The sequence below is a fragment of the Kitasatospora phosalacinea genome (assembly GCF_000716545.1).
Lineage (GTDB): Bacteria > Actinomycetota > Actinomycetes > Streptomycetales > Streptomycetaceae > Kitasatospora > Kitasatospora phosalacinea.
This window is the reverse complement of record NZ_JNWZ01000050.1, coordinates 15510-34699: the sequence shown is the minus strand read 5'-3', so window position 1 is coordinate 34699 and position 19190 is coordinate 15510. Positions and strand designations below refer to the sequence as shown.

At 76.4% G+C, this 19190-nt stretch carries 19 protein-coding genes; 7 read left to right on the top strand and 12 right to left on the bottom strand.

The genetic code is table 11. The features are described 5' to 3' along the window. The first annotated feature begins 13 nt into the window (after positions 1-13). Positions 14-1030 carry an RNA polymerase sigma factor SigJ gene (sigJ, locus tag OO48_RS23650; protein WP_081952322.1) on the top strand — a complete coding sequence of 339 codons (1017 nt, stop codon included), beginning with the start codon at positions 14-16 and terminating at the stop codon, positions 1028-1030. A gap of 72 nt (positions 1031-1102) precedes the next feature. Here the strand turns inward: sigJ and OO48_RS23645 are convergent, their stop codons facing one another. The 3 genes from OO48_RS23645 to OO48_RS23635 all read right to left on the bottom strand — a co-directional run bounded on the left by OO48_RS23645 (position 1103) and on the right by OO48_RS23635 (position 4113). Then, entirely contained in the window at positions 1103-1408 is a 306-nt protein-coding gene (locus OO48_RS23645; protein ID WP_033219537.1) for a hypothetical protein, read from the bottom strand. Between the two features lie 193 nt (positions 1409-1601). Beyond that, positions 1602-2480 (bottom strand): acyl-CoA thioester hydrolase/BAAT C-terminal domain-containing protein, encoded by an 879-nt coding sequence (locus OO48_RS23640; protein ID WP_033219535.1) that lies wholly within the window; start codon positions 2478-2480, stop codon positions 1602-1604. A 190-nt stretch (positions 2481-2670) separates the two neighbouring features. Then, a complete protein-coding gene (locus OO48_RS23635) occupies positions 2671-4113 on the bottom strand; it encodes an MFS transporter (protein ID WP_033219533.1) in 1443 nt (480 codons plus the stop codon). A gap of 157 nt (positions 4114-4270) precedes the next feature. On the opposite strand from OO48_RS23635, the gene OO48_RS23630 reads away from it, so the two are divergent. Further along, positions 4271-5194, top strand: a complete 924-nt coding sequence (locus tag OO48_RS23630) for a LysR family transcriptional regulator (protein WP_033219531.1) — start codon at positions 4271-4273, stop codon at positions 5192-5194. A 157-nt stretch (positions 5195-5351) separates the two neighbouring features. Here OO48_RS23630 and def read toward each other — a convergent pair whose 3' ends face one another. After that, positions 5352-5996, bottom strand: a complete 645-nt coding sequence (gene def / locus OO48_RS23625) for a peptide deformylase (protein ID WP_033219529.1) — start codon at positions 5994-5996, stop codon at positions 5352-5354. Positions 5997-6060: 64 nt separating this feature from the next. Between def and OO48_RS23620 the strand changes: the two genes are divergently transcribed. Further along, the gene (locus OO48_RS23620; RefSeq protein WP_051732599.1) at positions 6061-6594 is read left to right on the top strand and encodes a helix-turn-helix domain-containing protein; all 534 of its coding nucleotides are present in this window, start codon (positions 6061-6063) and stop codon (positions 6592-6594) included. Positions 6595-6614: 20 nt separating this feature from the next. On the opposite strand, the gene OO48_RS23615 is transcribed toward OO48_RS23620, so the two are convergent. The 7 genes from OO48_RS23615 to OO48_RS23585 all read right to left on the bottom strand — a co-directional run bounded on the left by OO48_RS23615 (position 6615) and on the right by OO48_RS23585 (position 14023). Next, positions 6615-7700: an LLM class flavin-dependent oxidoreductase gene (locus OO48_RS23615; RefSeq protein ID WP_033219525.1), complete on the bottom strand. Its 1086-nt coding sequence runs from the start codon at positions 7698-7700 to the stop codon at positions 6615-6617. 82 nt (positions 7701-7782) lie between these two features. After that, positions 7783-8808 (bottom strand): LLM class F420-dependent oxidoreductase, encoded by a 1026-nt coding sequence (locus OO48_RS23610; protein WP_051732597.1) that lies wholly within the window; start codon positions 8806-8808, stop codon positions 7783-7785. 34 nt (positions 8809-8842) lie between these two features. Then, positions 8843-10456: an ABC transporter substrate-binding protein gene (locus OO48_RS23605; protein WP_033219523.1), complete on the bottom strand. Its 1614-nt coding sequence runs from the start codon at positions 10454-10456 to the stop codon at positions 8843-8845. Further along, positions 10453-11307 (bottom strand): ABC transporter ATP-binding protein, encoded by an 855-nt coding sequence (locus OO48_RS23600; RefSeq protein WP_063830723.1) that lies wholly within the window; start codon positions 11305-11307, stop codon positions 10453-10455. The genes OO48_RS23605 and OO48_RS23600 overlap by 4 nt, the downstream gene beginning before the upstream one ends. After that, positions 11304-12245: an ATP-binding cassette domain-containing protein gene (locus OO48_RS23595; protein WP_051732595.1), complete on the bottom strand. Its 942-nt coding sequence runs from the start codon at positions 12243-12245 to the stop codon at positions 11304-11306. Before OO48_RS23595 ends, OO48_RS23600 begins: the two co-directional genes overlap by 4 nt. Then, on the bottom strand, positions 12242-13075 hold the full coding sequence (locus tag OO48_RS23590; protein WP_051732593.1) for an ABC transporter permease: 834 nt from the start codon (positions 13073-13075) through the stop codon (positions 12242-12244). The genes OO48_RS23595 and OO48_RS23590 overlap by 4 nt, the downstream gene beginning before the upstream one ends. 3 nt (positions 13076-13078) lie before the next feature. After that, complete coding sequence (locus OO48_RS23585; protein WP_033219521.1) at positions 13079-14023, bottom strand: ABC transporter permease; 945 nt, start codon at positions 14021-14023, stop codon at positions 13079-13081. Positions 14024-14534: 511 nt separating this feature from the next. On the opposite strand from OO48_RS23585, the gene OO48_RS23580 reads away from it, so the two are divergent. The 3 genes from OO48_RS23580 (at position 14535) to OO48_RS23570 (ending at position 17205) form a co-directional block, all read left to right on the top strand. Next, positions 14535-15374, top strand: a complete 840-nt coding sequence (locus OO48_RS23580) for a LuxR C-terminal-related transcriptional regulator (RefSeq protein WP_081952321.1) — start codon at positions 14535-14537, stop codon at positions 15372-15374. Between the two features lie 394 nt (positions 15375-15768). Next, entirely contained in the window at positions 15769-16266 is a 498-nt protein-coding gene (locus OO48_RS23575) for a hypothetical protein (RefSeq protein WP_157845520.1), read from the top strand. 48 nt (positions 16267-16314) lie between these two features. After that, positions 16315-17205, top strand: coding sequence for a helix-turn-helix domain-containing protein (locus OO48_RS23570; RefSeq protein WP_081952320.1), 891 nt, complete (start codon positions 16315-16317; stop codon positions 17203-17205). A 3-nt stretch (positions 17206-17208) separates the two neighbouring features. Here the strand turns inward: OO48_RS23570 and OO48_RS23565 are convergent, their stop codons facing one another. Continuing rightward, a complete protein-coding gene (locus OO48_RS23565; RefSeq protein WP_033219519.1) occupies positions 17209-18105 on the bottom strand; it encodes an NAD-dependent epimerase/dehydratase family protein in 897 nt (298 codons plus the stop codon). Positions 18106-18230: 125 nt separating this feature from the next. Between OO48_RS23565 and OO48_RS23560 the strand changes: the two genes are divergently transcribed. Continuing rightward, on the top strand, positions 18231-19187 hold the full coding sequence (locus tag OO48_RS23560; RefSeq protein WP_033219517.1) for a GlxA family transcriptional regulator: 957 nt from the start codon (positions 18231-18233) through the stop codon (positions 19185-19187). Positions 19188-19190 lie beyond the last annotated feature (3 nt).

Below are 19190 nucleotides of genomic sequence, written 5' to 3'. Positions count from 1 at the left end.
CGAGGGGTGCGGGATGGACGGGGAGACGGCGGGCGCGACGGACCCGGCGGAGACGACGGGCACGGCGGGTGCGGCGGGCGCGGTCGGGGAGGCGGGCGCGGTCGGGGAGGCGGCCGGGGAGCGGGCGGTCCGGGAGTACGAGGAGCACCGGGAGTTGCTGTTCGCGCTGGTCTACGACCTGCTCGGCAGCGTCGCCGACACCGAGGACGTGCTCCAGGACACCTGGCTGGCCTGGGCGGCGCGGACCGCCGACCCGGCGGCCGCGGAGATCGAGCACCCGAAGGCGTACCTGGTGCGGATCGCGGTGAACCGGGCGCTGGCCCAGCGGGCGGCGGCGGCCCGGCGGCGCGAGACGTACGTCGGCCCGTGGCTGCCGGAGCCGCTGGTGGGCCCGGAGGCCGGGGCGGACGGCGCGGCGGGGGACGCGGCGCTGGCGGCCGAGCGGGCCGAGTCGGTGTCGCTGGCGCTGCTGGTGGTGCTGGAGACGCTGTCGCCGCTGGAGCGTTCGGCGTTCGTGCTGCACGAGGTGTTCGGGTACAGCGGGGCGGAGATCGCCGGGATCCTGGGCCGCAGCCCGGCGGCGGTGCGGCAGTTGGTGAAGCGGGCCCGCGAGCACGTGCGGGCCCGGCGGCCCCGGTACGAGCCGGAGCCGGGCGTGCGGCGGCGGGTGACGGAGCGTTTCCTGGCGGCGGCCCTGGGCGGCGACCTGGCGGCGCTGCTGGAACTGCTCGCCCCGGACGTGACCCTGGTCGGCGACGGCGGCGGCAAGGCCCCCGGCGGGCGGCGGCCGCTCACCGGCCGCGGCCAGGTGGCCCGGCTGCTGGTGGCGCTGGCCGCGAAGACCGGCCGCGGCCTGGAGACCTCCTGGCGGACCGTCAACGGCGCACCCGCCGTGGCCTTCTCGGCCTTCGGCCGCCCGTTCGCGGTGCTGGTCCTGGACCTGGCCCCGGAGGGCGACCTGATCACCGGGATCCACGCGGTCTCCAACCCCGACAAGCTGGGCACCCTGACCCGCCCCGGCCCGGCCTGACTCCGCCCCGCCCCGCACCGGCCCGCACCGGCCCGCCCCGGCCGGACGGCGCCCGGCCGGGGCCCGCGGGTGTCACCACTCGTGGTCCTCGGTGGGCACGCCCCCGATCTCCAGCCACAGCTGCTCCCGCCCCGGCCCCTTGCGGTGCCCGTACCGGTCGGCCCGGCCCAGGACGGCCAGCACCGACATCGCGAGGTCCGTGCCGTGCGGCCCGCGCAGCCGCACGGAGACCCGCACCGCGCCGCCGGCGGTCCAGACCGTCGAGGGCCGGTCGCCCAGCAGCGCCTGCAACTCCCCGGCCAGCTCGCCCGCCCTGGCCCGGGCCGCCCGCAGTTCCTCCTCGGTGCGCGGGGCCGCCGCCTTCGGCTCCTCAGCCACGGCCCGCACCTCCGCTGCCCCGCCGGGGCCCCGCACTTCCCGTCCGCACTCCGCTGCTCCCGCCGCCCGGCATCACACGACAAGCCCACAGTAAGGCCGCCGGGAGCAGGTTGTGACCGGTCTCCGGTTCTGCCGGGAACGCACCCCGCCCCCGCCCCGTGCCCGCCCCGGTCGTGCCGGGCCGGGCCGCTCGTCAGGCGGGGCCGGCCCCGGTCCGGCCGGGGTGCAGCAGGTCGAGGACCGGCCCCCAGGCCGCTTCGCCGAGCAGGGCGTCGGCGCGGGCCGTGCCCCCGTGGGCGAAGGTCTCCGAGGGGGCGGCGGGGCCTTCGCCGGGGAAGCGCACCCGGTGCCCGGCGTCGTCGCGGGTCACCAGGCGGACCGGGGCGCCGGCCGCCCGGCGGCGGGCGGCCAGCCGCTCGGCGTACGGCAGCGAGGGCCACATCGCGTCGTCGCCGCCGGCCACCAGCAGGATGTCGGCGGCGGCCCGCTCCACCGGGATCGCGGCGGCGGCCAGGCGCCGGGCGTGGGTCCGCTCGCTGAGTTCGTACCAGCCGCGGATCGCCACCGGGCCGTCGCCCGGGCCGTCGGGTTCCCAGGAGTCGCCGTGCATCGGCACGAAGGGCAGCGGCTCGCCCCGCCAGGTCCACGAGGACCTCCAGGGCCGGTGCCGCCCGTCGCGGCCCGGCCCCACGTTGCACCAGACCAGCGAGGTCGGGGAGAGGGCGACCACCGCGTCGACGCGCGGCTCGTGGACGGCGGTGAGCAGCGCGGCCTCCGCGCCCTTCGACGTGCCGAGCAGGGCGACGCGCTCCGCGCCGTGGGAGCGCAGCAGGTCGACGGCCCGGACGAACGTCTCCAGCGGCACCTCGCAGATGCCGGGCGGCTGCCCCGGCCCGCCGAACCAGCGCACGGCCAGGGCGAGGTGGCCCTGTTCGGCGAGCAGCCTCGCCCGCCGGCGCTCCACCCGGCCGCTCGATCCGGCCAGGACGAGGACGCCCGTGCCGCTGCCGGCGTCCGGTTCCATCAGGACGCCCTCCCAGGGGGTGGTCAGTTCGTGTTCGGCGACGGTCACGGCGCTTCCCCTCCCGGTCGGTGGTCCGTCCGGCGCCGAGACTACCGGCGGCCTCGCGTCCCACCGCCCGCGGAGGCCGAACCGCCTGGCCCACGAGACCGGACCGGTCGCCCCGGGCGGCCCCTGACCCCCCTTGGAGGGGAGGAGCCGGAGCCGTCGCGGTGGGGTTCCGGGTGCGCGGGGCGGCGGGTCACCCGGCGGTGGTGAGCTCGGGCGAGGGATCGGGCTCCCGGACCGCGCGGCCCCGGCCCGACCGCACTCCGAAGGCGCTGACCAGCGCCGCGCCCAGTGCCGCGGCGAGCGGCACCCACAGCGCGGCCTGGTACCCGTCGAGGCGCGCGGCGGCCGAATCCGACGCGGTGGCCGCGACGTCGACCGCGGCCGCCCCCGAGAGGCCGAGTGCCGCGCCGAACTGGAACGCGGTGTAGAGGAGCCCGCCGGCCAGCCCCTGTTCCTCCTCCTCGACCCCCTCCGTCGCGACGATGGTCAGCGGACCGTACGTCAGGGCGAAGGCGACACCGAGCAGCAGCAGGCTCGGGAGCATCGCGAGGTAGGTCCAGTCGGCGCCGAGCGGCAGGAAGAGCGCGTACGCGAGGGAGGCGAGGACCAGGCCGCCGAAGATCAGGCGGGCGTTGCCGAAGCGGTCGACCAACTTGGGGACGACGGTCGGCGAGAGGACCGCGTCGACACCGACGACGATCATCGCGAAGCTGGTCTCCAGGGCGGACCAGCCGCGCAGTTCCTGGAGGTAGAGGACGACCAGGAACTGGAAGCCGAAGAACCCGGCGGCGAAGAGCAGACCGGCGACGTTGGCCCGCACCAGGGCGGCGCTGCGGAAGATGCCGAGCCGGACCAGGGGCGCGGCCGTACGGCGTTCGACGGCGACGAACGCGGCGAGGGAGGCCAGGCCCGCGCCCAGCGTGACGACGGTCGAGGCGGGCGAGGCGTGGCCCACCCGCTCCACGCCCAGGACCAGGAGCAGGACGGCCGCGGTGGCGGTCAGGCCGCCGGCCAGGTCGAGGCCCCGCCCGGTCCGGTCGGGCCGCGGCGACTTCGGTACGGAGACCAGCGCACCGACCAGGACCAGCGCCGAGAGGACCACCGGCGCGAAGAACACCCACCGCCAGTCGACCGAGGCGAGCAGTCCGCCCGCGACCAGGCCGATCGAGAACCCGCCGGCGGCCGTACCGGAGTAGAAGAGCAGGGCCTTGTTGCGGCGCGGGCCCTCCGCGAAGCCGGTGGTGATGACGGAGAGCCCGGCCGGGGTCGTGAAGGCCGCCGCGGCACCGGTCACGAACCGGGCGGCGATCAACTGCCAGCCCTCCGAGGCCAGTCCGCCGAGTCCGGAGAAGACCAGGAACACCGCGAGCCAGCCCACGAACATCCGGCGCCGTCCGAAGAGGTCCGCCGCCCGGCCGCCGACCAGCATGAAGCCGCCGTAGCCGAGGACGTACGCGCTCATCACCCACTGCAGCGTGCCGGTGGACAGGCCGAGGTCCGCGCGGATGGCGGGCATCGCCACGTTCAGCATGGCGACGTCGATGCCCTCGAGGAAGATCGCGCCGCACAGGACGAGCAGCACGCCCCACTCCCGGGCGCTGAACGCGGCGGCTGCCGCCTTGGTCGTACTCATGACAGGTCGACTCCTGGCTGTGGGCGGGGGAAGGAGGTGTGCCGCCCGCTGGGCGGCGGCTCGTTCACCTTCGGCCAGGACGCGCGGGCGGAACAACGGCGAAGACCTGGACGTTCGTTCAACGGGGCTTACCGATCCGGCTCACCCGGGGGAACCGATGGAACGCGACGAGGTCGAGTGCTTCCTCCTGCTTGCCGAAGAGCTGCACTTCGGCCGCACCGCCGAGCGGATGGGGCTCTCCCGCGCCCGGGTCAGCCAGCTGATCCAGCGCCTCGAACGGCGGGTCGGGGCCCCGCTGTTCGTCCGCACCAGCCGCCGCGTCACCATCTCGGCGATCGGCCGCCGGCTGCGCACCGACCTCGAACCGCACCACCGCGCGATGGACGCCGCTCTGGCGCGCGCCGTCGCCACCGCGCGCGGCATCGACGCGGTCCTGCACGTCGGATTCTCCAACCCGCTCACCGGCGAGTTCGTGATGAAGGTGACGGAGGCGCTCCGGGGCAGCCACCCCGGTCTCGCGGTGGAGATCTGCGAGGTGCCGATGGCCGATCCGTACGGGCGGCTGCGCGACGGCGAGTTCGACGTCCAGTTGCAGGAGCTCCCGGTCCGGGAGGACGACCTGGACGGCGGCCCGCCCCTCCTCACCGAGGAGCGCGTCCTCGCCGTACCGTCCGCGCACCCGCTCGCCGTCCGCGGCAGCGTCTCGCTGGAGGACCTCGCCGGCGTCCCCCTGCTCACGGTCGAGGGCGAGCTGCCCGACTACCGGCGGGAGCAGCACGCCCCCACCCGCACCCCGAGCGGCAGGCCCATCGCCCCCGGCCCCTCCGTGACCCAGATGCAGGAGGCGCTGGTACTGGTCGCGGGCGGCCGGGGCGCCCTCCTCACCGCCGCGCACACGGCGACCTACTTCGCCCGGCCCGGCGTCGCGTACGTTCCCGTCGCCGACGCGGAGCCGGTCGGCTACGGCCTGGTCCGGCGCGCCGGGAACACCACCGGCGCCCTGGCGGCCTTCGCGGGCGCGGCCCGCGCGGCGGCGCGGGGGGCGGCGCGGGGGGTCCTGCGGACAGCGGCGCCGGTGTGAGCCACCGGCCGGATTCCGGCGCACCGGGGGTCCCCCGCTCCACCGGCACCGGGCGGGCGGTCGGGCCCGGCGGGCCGCGGCGGAGCCCTCCCGCCCTCCCCGGGCTCCGGCCGTCCCGCGGCTCACCGGCCGTCCCGCAGCTCACCGGCTCAGCGGCTCAGCCGAGGCGGGCGGCGTTGGCGGCGCGGCGGGCGAAGACCTCCTCCTGGCGGTCGGCCATCTCGCGGAGGGCGGACCTGCGGGCGCGGGCGGGGAGGCGGTCGAGGTAGAGGCGGCCGTCGAGGTGGTCGCTCTCGTGCTGGAGGCAGCGGGCGAAGTAGCCGTGGCCCTCGATGACCAGGGGGTCGCCGTGCCGGTCGAGGCCGCGGACGACGGCGTGGTCGGGGCGGGCGAGGGGGCGGTAGGGGCCGGGGACGGAGAGGCAGCCCTCCGGTTCCTCCAGGAGGCGGCGGGCGGCGGGCGGGGTCTCGTCCAGCACGGGGTTGGCGATGTGGCCGACGTGGCGCACGCCCCAGTCGTCGGTGATGTCCCAGACGAACAGGCGGAGGTCGGCGCCGACCTGGTTGGCGGCCAGTCCGGCGCCCTCGGCGGTGTGGTTGGTGGCGAACATGTCGTCGATCAGCCGGGCGAGTTCGGGGGTGCCGAAGGCGGTGACGGGGCGGCAGGGGCGGTGCAGGACCTCCTCCCCGACGACGGTGATCCGGCGGACCGTGCCGCGTTCGGTCTCGGGGGCGAGCGCCGGGAACGCGTCGACGGGCCGCCCCTGGACGCGGGTCCGGCGGTCGGGCGGGGTGTCTGCCATGGCGAGGGGGCCCCTTTCGGGTGTCGGTGCGGCTGACGGCTTGTCAGGGGATTTGCAAAGTAGCATGCTTTGCAAAGTGACCGAAGAGACCGAAGAGACCGGGACCGGCGCCCCCCGGCGCACCCTGCCCGAGCACCCCGTCCGCCTCGCCCTGCTGGACCTGCTGGCCGAGGCGGGCACCGCCACCGCGACCGGGGCGGCCGCCCGGCTCGGCCTCAGCTCCGGGCTGTGCTCGTTCCACCTGCGCCAACTCGCCCGCTACGGACTGGTGGAGGAGGTCCCCGGGGTCGGCGGACGGGCCCGGCCCTGGCGGCTGCGCTGGGGGTCTCCCGTCGTCCCGGAGGCACGACCGGAGGCACGACCGGAGGCACGACCGGGCCCGCAGCCGGAGCCGGGGACGGAGACCCGGCCGGAGCCGGAGAGGGCGGTCACCGCCGAGCCGTTCGCCGCCGTCCTGCACCTCACGCCCGCCGAGGCCGGTGAACTGGACGCCGGGGTGAGGGAGTTGTTCGCCCGCTACGCCCGCCGCACCCCGCCCCCGCCGGGGGCCGTGCCGTACGCCGTCGCGGCCCGGGTGCTGCCGCTGCTGCCCGGCTGACACCGTCGCGGGCGCGGCCGTCACCAGGCGCGGCGCGGCGGGAGGGGGTCGCGGAGCCGGGCGACCAGGGCCCGGCGCAGGGCGCGGTCGTGGTCGGTCTCGACCGGGAGGTCGAGTTGGACGATGTCGACGCCGGCGGAGCGCAGCAGGGCGATCCGGGCGGCGACGGTGTCCGGGGAGCCGGTGTACGCGCCGGCGAGCGAGCGGCGGACGTAGGCGGCGACCTGGGCCTGGGCGGCGGCGGGGTCGGCGGTGCCGCGCTCGCGGTCCCGGTCGAGGGCGACGGCGTCCAGGTGGCGGGCGGCGTCGGGGCCCGAGGTGAGGCGCAGGGCGTCGCGGCGCAGGCGGCGCAGGTGCTGCTGGGCGGCGCTGTCGGTGTCGGCGAGGACGACGGTGACGTGCCGCCAGATCCGCAGGGTGCGGCCGTGCCGGGCGGCGGCGGCGCGGACTTCGGCGATCCGCAGCCGGGTGTCGGGCAGCGGGCGGGGCGGGACGGCGTAGACCTGGGCGTAGCGGGCGGCGAGGTCGACGCCGGCCGGGGAGGAGCCGCCGAAGGAGAGCAGTTCGCCGCCGGGGGCCGGGCGCAGGCCGCTGCGGGCGGCGCGGACGGTGTAGTACTCGCCGTGGTGGTCGAGGTCCTCCTCGGCGGCGAGGTAGCGGGTGAGCAGCGAGAGGTACTCGTCGGCGCGGCGGTAGCGTTCGGCCTTGGGGAGGGTGTCGCCGTCGCGGGCGACGTCGGCGTCGCTGGAGCCGATGATCAGGTGGGCGCTGATCCGGCCGCCGGAGAGCCGGTCGAGGGTGGCGAGGGTGCGGGCGGCGGCGGTGGGCGAGGTGGTGCCGATGCGGTGGGCGGCGGCGATCCGCAGCCGGGTGGTGGCGGCCAGCGCCCAGCCGGCGACGGCCCACGGGTCGGGCCAGGAGGAGGACTGGACGACGAGTGCGGAGTCGAGTCCGTCCTCTTCCAACTCCCGTGCGGTGCGGGCGATGTGGGCGGGGTCGGCGGTGCGTTCGCGCGGGTCGGGGGCCCAGCGCAGGGCCTGGCGTTCGGCGGGGGTGCGGCCGGCCACGGGGGCGGCGCGGACGCCACCGCGCAGTTCGAGCTCCATGGGTCAACTCCGGTGCGGTCGTCGGGTGGTGGGCGGGCCGCCGGTGAACGGCGGCCCGCCGTGGGACAGTTGCCGGGGCAGCTCATCGGGCGGCGGGTCCGAGCCGGGCGAGGGTGTCGAGCAGCCGGGTGCGGCTGGTGAACACCTCGGGCGGCAGCGAGACGTACAGCTGGATGGCGGTGACGCCGGGCTGCTGGTAGCGCAGGATCTGTTCGCGGCACTCCTCGGGGGAGCCGTGCAGGAACAGCGCGTCGACCACCTCGTCGGGCAGCGCGCGCTGGGCGCCCTCGTGGTCGCCGTCGGCCCAGCGCTTGTGCGTCTCGGCGAGCAACTCGCCGTTGCCGAGCCACTGGTGGAACTTGCGGTAGGGCTCGCGGTTGAGGATCCAGGCCAGGAAGGGCCGGCTGGCGCGGTGCGCGTACGCGGTGTCCTCGGTGGGGCAGACGAACACCTTGACGACGAGTTCCTTGCCGGGCGGCTGCGGGCCGACCGCGTCCAGCACCTTGGGCAGGTCCTGGGCGCGCAGCAGGTTGGTGATGGCGCCGTCGCCCTCGGTGAAGCCGAGCCGGAGCATGCCGGGGCGCAGCGCGCCCAGGATGACCTTGACCGGGTCGACGGGCGGGTGGGGCAGCCGGTAGCCGGTGATCGAGAAGGTGTCGAAGTCGCCGGCGACGTGCTCGCCGCGCAGCGCGGCGGTGAGGAAGCGCAGCACGTCCCGGGTGCGCTTGAAGGGCTCGTCGAACGGGATGCCGTTGATGTCGGTGACGTGCGCGGGCACGGACGCGCCGATGCCCAGCAGGAGGCCGCCGGAGGAGAGTTGGGCGAGCGTGGCGGCGGTCTGGGCGAGCACGGCGGGCCCGCGGGTGTGCACCGGCACGATGCCGGTGGCGATCCGCAGGTGCGGCGCCCAGGCGGCGGTGGCGGCCAGCGGGGTGAAGGCGTCGGTGCCGCCGCCCTCGGCGCTCCACACGTCGCCGTAGCCGAGGTCGGGGAGCCGTTCGACCAGGAAGCGGTGCCGGTCGATGGTCAGTCCGGGCAGCGGCAGGGTGATGCCCCAGGCGGGCGGCGCGGCGGGCTGGTGGGCGGCGGGCTGGTGGGCGGTGCTCATCGGGGGCCTTTCGGGTCGGCCTGCGGGCGGGGCGTCACTTGCCGACCGACACGGTGGTGAGGTCGAGGAACCAGGACTGCGGCTGGACGGCTCCGTGCACGCTGGGCGCGAGGGCGCGCGGGTTGCGGTCGTTGACCACGAACAGCCAGGGCGCGTCCTCGGTGACCTGGCGCAGCGCGGTGCGGTAGGCGGCCTGCCGGGCCGTCCGGTCGGGGTTGGCGGCGGCGGTGGAGATCAGTTCGTCGACCTTGGCGTTGGCGTAGTGGCCGGTCCAGAACGGGCTCTTGGAACCGAGGAACAGCGGCAGCAGCGCCTCGGACTGGAACAGCGTGGTGGACTGGGCGATGGCGTCGGAGCCGAGCGCGACCTCGCCCTTGGCCTCGGCGCCGATCAGGGTGGTCCAGTCGGTGGTGCGGATCTCCACCTTGATGCCGACGGCGGCCAGGTCGCGCTGCAGGGCCTCGGTGATCGGCACCGGCAGCAGGTTGCCGGAGCCGCCGGTGGGCACCGTCACGGAGGTGGAGAACCCGTTCGGGTAGCCGGCCTCGGTGAGCAACTGCCTGGCCTTCACCGGGTCGTGGCCGTAGCGGTCGTCGCCCTGGTCGTAGGCGGCGGTGGCGCGCGGCGCGGCTTGGAAGGCGGGGTCGGCGGTGCCGTGCAGCAGGTTGCCGGCGATGGCCTGCCGGTCGATGGCGTAGTTGGCGGCCTGCCGGACCCGCGCGTCCGCCCACGGGCCCTTGGTGGTGTCCAGGATCCAGTACCAGAGGTGGTCGTAGCTGTTGGAGAGGATCTGCGCGCCGGACGCCTTCAGGCTCTCCAGGTCGTCCGGGTTCGGGTACTCGATCCAGTTGACGCCGCCGGAGCGCAGCGCGGCGGTGCGGGCGGCCGGGTCGGGCAGCGCCTTGACGACGAGGCGTTCCAGCTTGGGGGCGCCGCGCCAGTAGTCCCTGTTGGCGACCAGCTCGACCTGCTGGCCCTCGGTCTGCGAGGCGAAGCCGAACGGGCCGGTGCCGACCGGGTGCTGGGAGAAATCGGCGCTGCCGGACTTGCGGACGGCGGTGGGGCTGGCGATCAGCACGTGCGCGAGGTCCTCCGGGAAGTGCCCGTTCGGGGCGGAGGTGACCAGTTCGACGTGGGTGTCGTCGGTCTTGCGGTAGGAGGCGATGTCCCCGGCGTACTCCTTGGCGGCGGCGCCGAGCGCGTCGGTGTACTCGGGGCTGGACTTGTCGAGGTACCGGTGCAGGTTGAACAGCACCGCGTCGGCGTCGAACGGCGTGCCGTCCTGGAACTTGACGCCCTTGCGCAGGGTGAACGTCCAGGTGACGTTGTCCGGGGCGACCTGCCAGGACTCGGCGAGCGCGCCGGTCACCTGCGGCGGCTTGCCGGTGTCCTTGAGCAGTTCGTAGCGGGTCAGGCCCTCGTAGATCTGGAAGCTCAGCAGGCGCTTGCCCTCGAAGCCGGCGCCGCCGATCACGGTGTCCAGGTTCGGCAGCTTGCCGGTCGCGCCGATCACCAGCGTCCCGCCGCCGCCACCGCCACCGCCTGCGGCGTCGCTGCTGGTGGAGGCGCAGCCGGTGGCCGCCAGCAGGACGGCGGCGGAGGCGAGAGCGGCGGCGGCTCTGGGGCGGCGGGGGGCGTGCTCGGTCATTTCGGTTCCTCGTCGTTCGGTTCGTTGGTGCGGAGGGTCTTGAGGGGCCCGGGGGCCTCGGCGGCTCTGGAGGTTCCGGGGGCTCCGGGGGCGCGGAGGGTGACGTGCGGGCCCGAGGCGTCCAGCAGGGCGCGGGTGTAGGGGTGCGCCGGGGCGGTCCACAGGTGCTCGGTGCAGCCCTCCTCGACCACGCGGCCGGCGCGCAGCACCAGCGTGCGGTGCGCGAAACGGGCCACGGCGGCGAGGTCGTGGGAGACGAACAGGTAGGCGGTGCCGGTGCGTTCGCGCAGTTCGGCCAGCAGGTCGAGCAGCCGCTCCTGGGTGTCGCGGTCCAGCGCGGAGGTCGGCTCGTCGCACACCACCAGGGCCGGTCCGGTCGCCAACGCCCGTGCCACCGCGACGCGTTGCAGCTGGCCGCCGGAGAGCTCCCGGGGGAAGCGGCTGGCCAGCTCCGGCGCGAGGCCCACCTGACGGAACAACTCGGCGGTGCGGTCGGCTCGTTCGCGCCTGGGGACGCCGTGGACGCGCAGCGCGAAACCGACGGCCTCGCCGGAGCGCAGCGCCGGGTTCAGCGAGCCCCGGGGGTGCTGCGGCACGAACTGCAGCCTGGCCCGGACGTCCCGGTCGGCGCGGGCCCGCAACCGCGCGGGGTCGCGCCCCTCGAACGTGACCGTGCCCGCGTCGGGGCGCGTCAGCCCGAGCGCGAGCCGGGCCAGCGTCGACTTCCCGGAGCCGGACTCCCCGACCAGCGCGACGCTCTCGCCCCCGCGCACCTCCAGGGTGACGTCGGTGACGGCGGGGCGGTGGGCGTAGCTCTTGGAGACGGCGTCGAGCCGCAGCAGGGCGGTCACCGGGAGGGCTCCCCCGGGGACGGCACCAGGGGTCCGGGGAACGACGGACCCGGGACTGCTGCCGGTTCGCTGCCGTCGCGTGCCGTGGCCCCGGGTTCCGCTCCCGGGCCCGGAGCAGCACGGACACCCCGGCGGGCTCCGACCGCCGGCAGCGCGGGCCCGCCGTCCCCCGGGCCCTTGATTTCGCCTCCCGCCGTCCTTCCCGGCCCCTTGGCGGGGCTCAGCAGCTCCTTCGCCGGGCCGGTGGCCGCGAGGCGGCCGTCGGCGAGGACGGCGACGGTGTCGCCGATGCGGGCGGCGGCGGAGAGGTCGTGGGTGACGAGGAGGAGGGCGAGGCCGCGTTCGGTGCGCAGGGTGGTGAAGAGGTCGAGGATGCGGGCGCGGACGAGGGTGTCGAGGGCGGTGGTGGGTTCGTCGGCGACGAGGAGTTCGGGGCCGCAGGCGATGGCGAGTGCGATGGCGGCGCGTTGGCGCAGGCCGCCGGAGAGTTCGTGCGGGTACGCGCTCGCGGCGCGTTCGGGCTCGGGCAGGCCGGCGGCGGCGAGCAGGGGCGGGGCGGCGGCGCGGGCTTCGCGGCGGGTGGCGGCGAGGCCGTGGACGCGCAGGACTTCGGCGAGCTGGGTGCCGATGCGGCGCAGCGGGTCGAGGGTGGCGGAGGGGTCCTGGGGGACGTAGCCGATGCGGCGGCCGCGGACGCGGGCGAGTTCGCGTTCGGGCAGGCCGAGCAGTTCGGTGTCGCCGAGCCGGATGGAGCCGTGGACGGCGGTGCCGCGTCCGGGCAGGCCGAGGACGGCGCGGGCGAGGGTGGTCTTGCCGCTGCCGGACTCGCCGAGCAGGACGAGGGCCCGCCCGGTGTCGAGCCGGAGCGAGACGTCCTGCACGGCCCGTACGCCGCCGGGGTGTTCGACGGTGAGGCGGTCGATGGTGAGCAGGCTCATCGGGTGGTCTCCGCTCCTTCGGCGAGCCGTCCGCGCAGCGTCTCGCCGAGGGCGTTGAAGGCGACCGAGACGGCGAGGATGACGAGGGCGGGGGTGGCGGCGAGCCAGGGGTGGGTGAACAGGGCGGGGCGGAGTTCGTCGAGCATGGCGCCCCATTCGGGGGTGGGCGGGGGGACGCCGAGGCCGAGGAAGGACAGGCCGGCGGCGTAGACGATGGCGAGACCGACCAGGGAGCCGGCGTAGACCAGGACGACGGGGGCGACGACGGGCAGCACCTGGCGCAGGATCAGGGTGGTGCGGGTGGCGCCGCTGACGGTGGCGGCCTCGAGGAACTCGGCGGTGCGGATGCGGCGGGTCTCGGTGAAGGCGACCCGGGCGACGGCCGGGGTGAGGACGACGGTCAGGGCGAGGACGGTGGCGCCGAGGCCGGGGGTGAGCAGGGTGGCGACGGCGATGGCGAGCAGGACGCCGGGGAAGGCGTAGAGCACGTCGAGGGTGCGCAGCAGGGCCTGTTCGGTGGCGCGGCCGGCGAGGGCGGCGGTGATGCCGACGAGTGCGCCGGCCAGGGCGGCGCAGGCGACGGGGAGCAGCCCGGCGGTGAGCGAGGGGCGGGCGGCCCAGAGCAGGCGGCTGAGCAGGTCGCGGCCCTGGCCGTCGGTGCCGAGGAGGTGGCCGGGGGTGCCGGGGTCGAGGAGGCGGTCGGCGAGCCGTCCGGCGTCGGGGTCCGCGGGGGCGAGCAGGGGTGCGGCGAGGGCGAGCAGGACGGGCAGCAGGGCGGCGGTGGCGGCGAGTGCGGTGGCGGACGGGCGCCGGGCGCGGGTGGTGTCCATGGTTCAGCTCCGCACCCGGGGGTCGATGGCGGCGTGGGCGGCGTCGACGAGCAGGTTGACGCCGACGAAGGCGGTGGCGACGAGCAGCACGCCGCCCTGGACGAGCGGCAGGTCGCGGGCGGTGAGGGCGTCGTAGAGCAGGCGGCCGAGGCCGGGCCAGGCGAACAGGGTCTCCACGAAGACCACGCCTTCGAGCAGGTAGGCGAGTTGCAGGCCGCCGATGGTGAGCAGCGCGGGCGAGGCGTTGTGGGCGCAGTGCCGCAGGACGGCGGCGCGGCCGAGGCCGCGGGCGCGCAGGCCGTCGGCGAGGTCGGAGGCGAGGACGGTGGAGAGCGCGGCGCGGTGGACCTTGGCGGTGAGGCCGAGCGGGACGAGGGCGGCGGCGGTGGCGGGCAGCACGAGGTGGCGCAGCAGGTCGCCGGTGCCGCCGGCGCCGAAGGCGTCGTGGGTGCCGGAGGCGGGCAGCAGCCGCCAGTGGACGGCGAAGACGGCGGTGAGCAGCAGGGCGACCGAGTACTGGGGCGCGGAGACGGCGAGGGTGCTCGCGGCGCCGGTGAGGCGTCCGCTCCAGCCGCGCGGACGCAGGGCGCCGAGGGTGCCGAGGGCGGTGCCGCCGGCCAGGACGAGGGCGAAGGCGGCGCCGGTGAGGGTGAGGGTCTGGCCGAGGGCGGGCAGCAGCAGGTCGGCGACGGGGCGCTGGGCGGAGGTGGAGGTGCCGAGGTCGCCGCTGAGGGCGTGGCCGAGCCAGTCGAGGTAGCGCACGGGCAGCGGCCGGTCGAGGCCGATGCGTTCGGCGAGGGCCGCTCTGGCGTCGGCGGGCGCGCCGGGGCCGAGGAACGCGGTGACCGGGTCGCCGGGGACGAGCGCGACGGTGGCGAACACGACGGCGCTCACGCCGAGCAGGGTGGGTACGGCGAGCAGCAGTCGGCGCAGCAGGAAGCGGGTCACGGGGCGGCCGGGTCGGTGGCGGCGGGCATGGCGCGGTGGGTCCTCCGGTTCGGACGGCGGGGGCGGGGCCGGCGCCGTCGGGGTCGTCCGGACCGAGGCTCGCGGACGGGGTGCGGGGCAGCCAGCCAGGCATTCGTGCTGTTACCCGTGGTCATAGGAGTGGGCGGGCCGGACAGGGCGGTGGGGCCGACAGCCGCACGGTGGACCGTCCTTGACCGCCCCTCAACGGCGCAAATAGGATTTCCGTATGGCATATCGGCGAACCGACTTCACCCTCTGGGGAATCGGTGGCTCGTGGCACCGCAGGTCCTTCGACGAGACCTGTCGCCCCGGCACGGTGCGCCGCCCCCCGGCCTGACCCGGCCGGTCCGCGGCGCCCCGTCCGTCCTCCGGGGGTCCGCGCCGCACGGAGCGCCGATCCCCCCTTCCCGCGACTTCGCCGCCTTCGAGGGGACCGACCCGCCATGCACCCGCATCCGCACCCCGCCCGACCCTCCCGCCGGGAGGGCACGTGCCCGCGCTGACCAGCGGCTCCGCCCGGGTGCTGCGCCACCGCGCACACCCGCAGGACGCCCTGCACACCGAGATCGACAACCCGCTGGACCTGCTGGCGGGCCACCAGCTGCTCGTCGACGCGGCCCGCACCGCGCCCGAACCCGCCTGCACCTGCAACCACCCGCTGTGCCCGACCGGCGCCGCGCACCGGCCGGTCGCCACCCGGGTGTTCCTGGTCGAACGGCACCCGGTGGTCAGCGCCGGGCTGCGCAGCGTCCTGGCCGGCACCGCCGACCTGACGGTGGTCGGCTCCTCCGCCGACCCGGCGCAGGCCGTCCGCTCGGTCCACCGCAGCCGGCCGGACCTGGTGCTGCTGGGCCGGGGCACGAGCCTGGACGGCGACCTGGCGACGATCGCCGCGCTGCGCCGCCCGGACGGGGCCCCGGACACCCGGGTCCTGCTCCTGCGCCGCGCCGAGACCACCACCGAGGCCAGCCGGGTCCTGATGGCGGGCGGCAGCGGCTGCTTCCCGCTCGACCTGCCGCCGGAACGGATCGTGGACGCCGTCCGGCTGGTCGCCGCCGGCGGCACCCTGTTCCTGCCCGCCCCGGTGCCGGTCCGCCCGCAGGCCGTCGCCCCGGTCGAACTCCCGCTGGAGAAGACCGGGCTGACCGACCGCGAACGCGAGGTGCTGGCGCAGTTGGCGCTCGGCCTGAGCAACGCCGAGATCGGCCGCCGGCTCGCCCTGGCCGAGGCCACCGTCAAGAAGCACCTCACCCAGGCCATGCGCAAGACCGGCCAGTCCGACCGCCTGCGCGCCGCCCTCTACGCCGTCCGGCACGGCCTGGCCGGCTGAGGCCGGGCGCCCTCCCGACGAGCCCGTTCGCCCCCGTGGCGAGCGGGCTCCCGTCGTCCGCGGGTCGCCCCCGGGGGGCGACGAAGGTCGCCCCCCGGGTAGCCGTTCGGGGCTTCTGGGGGTGGTCGGGCGGTCCTTAGCGTGGCAACGACAAGGACCTGCGGACCGTTGCGGAGGGAGAGCACCTGATGGGCGTCGACGGAACGGGGCCGGGGCGGCGGGTGGTGGTGCTGCCTGGGGAGGAGGGGGGCGGCGGGGCCGAATGGGGGCGTTCGCCGTACCGGTCGATGCCGGAGGCCGAGCGTTCGGCCCTGTGGCGCCAGCGTCTGCACGAGGCGGAGGCCGGGCTGACCAGGTACCTGGTGTCGCTGGACGACCAGCCGCAGTTGGCGGAGTGGTTCGCGCTGCAGGGCGAGATCTTCGCCGACCTGCCGGAGGAGTCCGCGCCGCCCGCGACACCCACGGCCTGGGCGGCGAGGACGAGTTGGTGCGCGAGGCGCTCGACGCGCTGGGCGTCCCCGCCGCGCGGGTGCCGGAACTGCTGGCCGCGCACGGCGTGCTGCCGATCGCCACCCGCACCCGCACCGTCGACGAGCTGCTCGACGTCCTGGCCCCGCACCTGGCCGTCGCCGGACACGCCGAACGGGACGCGGTGGTCACCGTCGACTCCGCCGAGCAGTACGAGCACTTCCACGCGGCGACCTTCGGCGACTACTACGCGCGGGTCCTGCCCGAGGAGCGCCGCGCCGACTTCTACCGGGCCGTCGGCGCGGCCGCCCGCCGCCGGCAGGACGAACGCGGGCACGTCAGCCACATGCCCGTTCGGCTCTGGGAGTTGGCGCAACGTGAGGAGTTTGTTGCAGGATCCGGAACCGGCCCGCTCCCGGCCTAACCTGGAACCGACGTACCCGAGAACCACCCGCGACGAGGAGCGAGCACCGTGTCCACCCCCGCCACCGGCCAGGAACTCGGCGCGTTCCTGCGCGCCCACCGCGAACTCCTCCAACCCGCCGACGTCGGACTGACCGCCACCGCCCGGCGGCGCACCCCCGGGCTGCGCCGCGAGGAGGTCGCCTCGCTGTCCGGCGTCGGCCTCGCCTGGTACACCTGGCTCGAACAGGGCCGCGTCACCGCCTCCCGGCAGGTCCTGGAGGCGGTGGCGCGCGCCCTGCGGCTGGACCAGGCGGGCCTGCGGCACGCGATGCGGCTGGCCGGCTACCACGAGCCGGTGCCCGCCGACGCCGACCGCAGCGCCGCCGGACGCCTCACCGCGTCCGTCCGCCCCGTCCTCGACTCCTGGCCCGCCAGCCCCGCCGCCCTGCTCGACCGGCACTTCGACCTGCTGGCCTGGAACGCGGCCTGGACGGCGCTGTGGGGCTCCCCCGAGCACGTCCCCGCCGACCGCCGCAACCTGATGTGGCTGCTGGCCGTCGACCACCGGCTGCGCGGGGTCCTGCCCGACTGGGAGCCGCTGGCCATGAACGTCTTCCAGCACTTCCGCGCCCAGGCCGGCCCGGCCATCGCCGACCCGCGCACCGACGAGCTCTACCGCCGCCTGGAGGCCGACGCCCCCGAGCTGCGCCACTGGTGGGGCTGCCACTCCGTCGCCGAACTCACCGCCCGCACCGTCCGGGCGACCCCGCCCGGCCTCGACCCCGTCCGGCTCACCCTCAGCTCCTTCCACCCGGTCGACGACCCGTCCGCGCTGGTCGTCCTGTTCACCCCCGCCACCCCCGAGGACGCGGCCCGGGTGACCGGGCTGACGGCGGGCCCGCGGACGGAGGCGACGGGCGGCGGCTCCGAGCTGCTGGCGGCCGGGGCCCGCCGCTGAGCCTCAGCCCGCCAGTGCCGTGCGCAGCGGCGACGCCTTCAGCCCGAAGACCCCGCGCAGGTCGCCGTCGTCCACCACGAACGGCTGCTCCGCCATGTAGCCGAGCTCGGCGAACTCCCGCCACAGCGGGTCGCCGAACGCCAGCAGCGCCAACTCCCGTTCGGTGAGCTGTTCCAGGCGCGGCTCGGGCGCCCCGTGCAGCTCGGCCAGTTCGGTCGCGGCCGCCCGCACCGTGCTGGTGATCACCGGGGCGTGCCAGGCCCGTCCCCAGGCCCGGTCGTCGCGGGCGACCGCGACCAGCGCCGCCGCGACGTCCTCGGTGTACGAGAAGGAGTGCGCCGCGTCGGGGTCGCCGTGCACCAGGGCGAGTTCGCCGTCCAGCACCCGCGGCGCCACCAGCAGCGCGAACGGCGAGACCGCGCCCGGGCCCAGGAACTGCCCGGCCCGCACCTCGGTGACCCGCAGCCGCCCCTCGGCGTGCGCCCGCTCGGCCCGCCGCCACAGCTCGGCCCGCACCCGCCCCTTGCGGGTGCGGGCCAGCAGCGGGGTGCGCTCGGTCACCGGCTCCGCGGTCGGCCCGTAGCCGTACAGGTTGCCGAGCATCACGTAGTCGGCCCCGGCCCGCTCGGTCGCCGCGAGGATCGAGTCGAACAGCGGCGGCAGGGTCTGCGGCCAGGTGTGGTACGCGGTCATGGCGGCGTTGAAGACGGTGTCCGCCCCGGCCAGCACCTCGGCCAACTCCTCGGTGCGGCCCGCGTCCAGGGCGATCCGCTCGATGCCCGGGTGCTCCGGCCCGCCGCCCCCGCGGGTCACCAGGCGGACCGGCTCGCCGCGCCCGGCCAACTGCCTGGCGGTCGCGGCCCCGGTCGCGCCCGCTCCGATGACGACTGCTCCGGCCATGGTGGTGTCTCCTTCGTGCCTCGGTGGGGAACGCGGTCGCGGGGGCCCTCCGCCCGGCCAACTCTGCCGTGCCACCAGGGAGTAGGGTCAGTGGCCCGATAGCCACGGAGTCCAAGGATCCAGCCATGCACCGCGTCGCCGTCCTGGCCGTCCCGCCCGTCAAGCCCTTCGACCTGTCCATGCCCTCGGTGCTGTTCGACGCCGCGCTCTCCGACGGGCGCCCCTGCTACGCCGTCACGGTCTGCACCCCCGCGCCCGGCGTGCTGCCCGGGCACGGCGGCATCGACGTCGTGGTCCGGCACGGCCTGGAGGCCCTCGCCGCCGCCGACACCGTGATCGTCCCCTCCACCGCCAGCCGCCACGACGCCGACCCGGCCGCGCTGGACGCCCTCCGGCGGGCCGCCGCCGCGGGCAGGCGGATCGCCTCGATCTGCACCGGCGCCTTCGTCCTCGCCCAGGCCGGACTGCTCGACGGCCGCACCGCCACCACCCACTGGGCCTTCGCCGACGAGCTGCGACGCGCCTTCCCCGCCGTCCGGGTGGACGCCGACCGGCTGTTCGCCGAGGACGGCCCGGTCGTCACCGGCGCGGGCTCAGCCGCCGGCATCGACCTGTGCCTGCACCTGATCGCCTCCGACCACGGCGCGGCCGTCGCCAACGCGGCCGCCCGCGCCGCCGTCGTCACCCCCGTCCGCCAGGGCGGCCAGGCCCAGTTCGTCAGCACCCCGCTGCCCGCCCGCACCGGCTCCCCGCTCGACGACGCCCGCCTCTGGGCCCTGCAGCACCTCGACCGGCCGCTCTCCCTCGCCGACCTCGCCGCCCGGGCCCGCACCAGCGTGCGGACCCTGACCCGCCGCTTCACCGCCGAGACCGGCGTGACCCCGTTCCAGTGGCTGCTCCAGCAGCGCCTGCTGCGCGCCCGCGAACTCCTGGAGACCACCGACCTCACCGTCGACCAGGTCGCCCACCGCAGCGGCCTCGGCTCCGGCGAATCCCTCCGCCAGCACCTCAACCGCCACCTCGGCATGACCCCGGCCGCCTACCGCAACGCCTTCACCACCCGGCGGAAGGACCGCGTCTGAGGA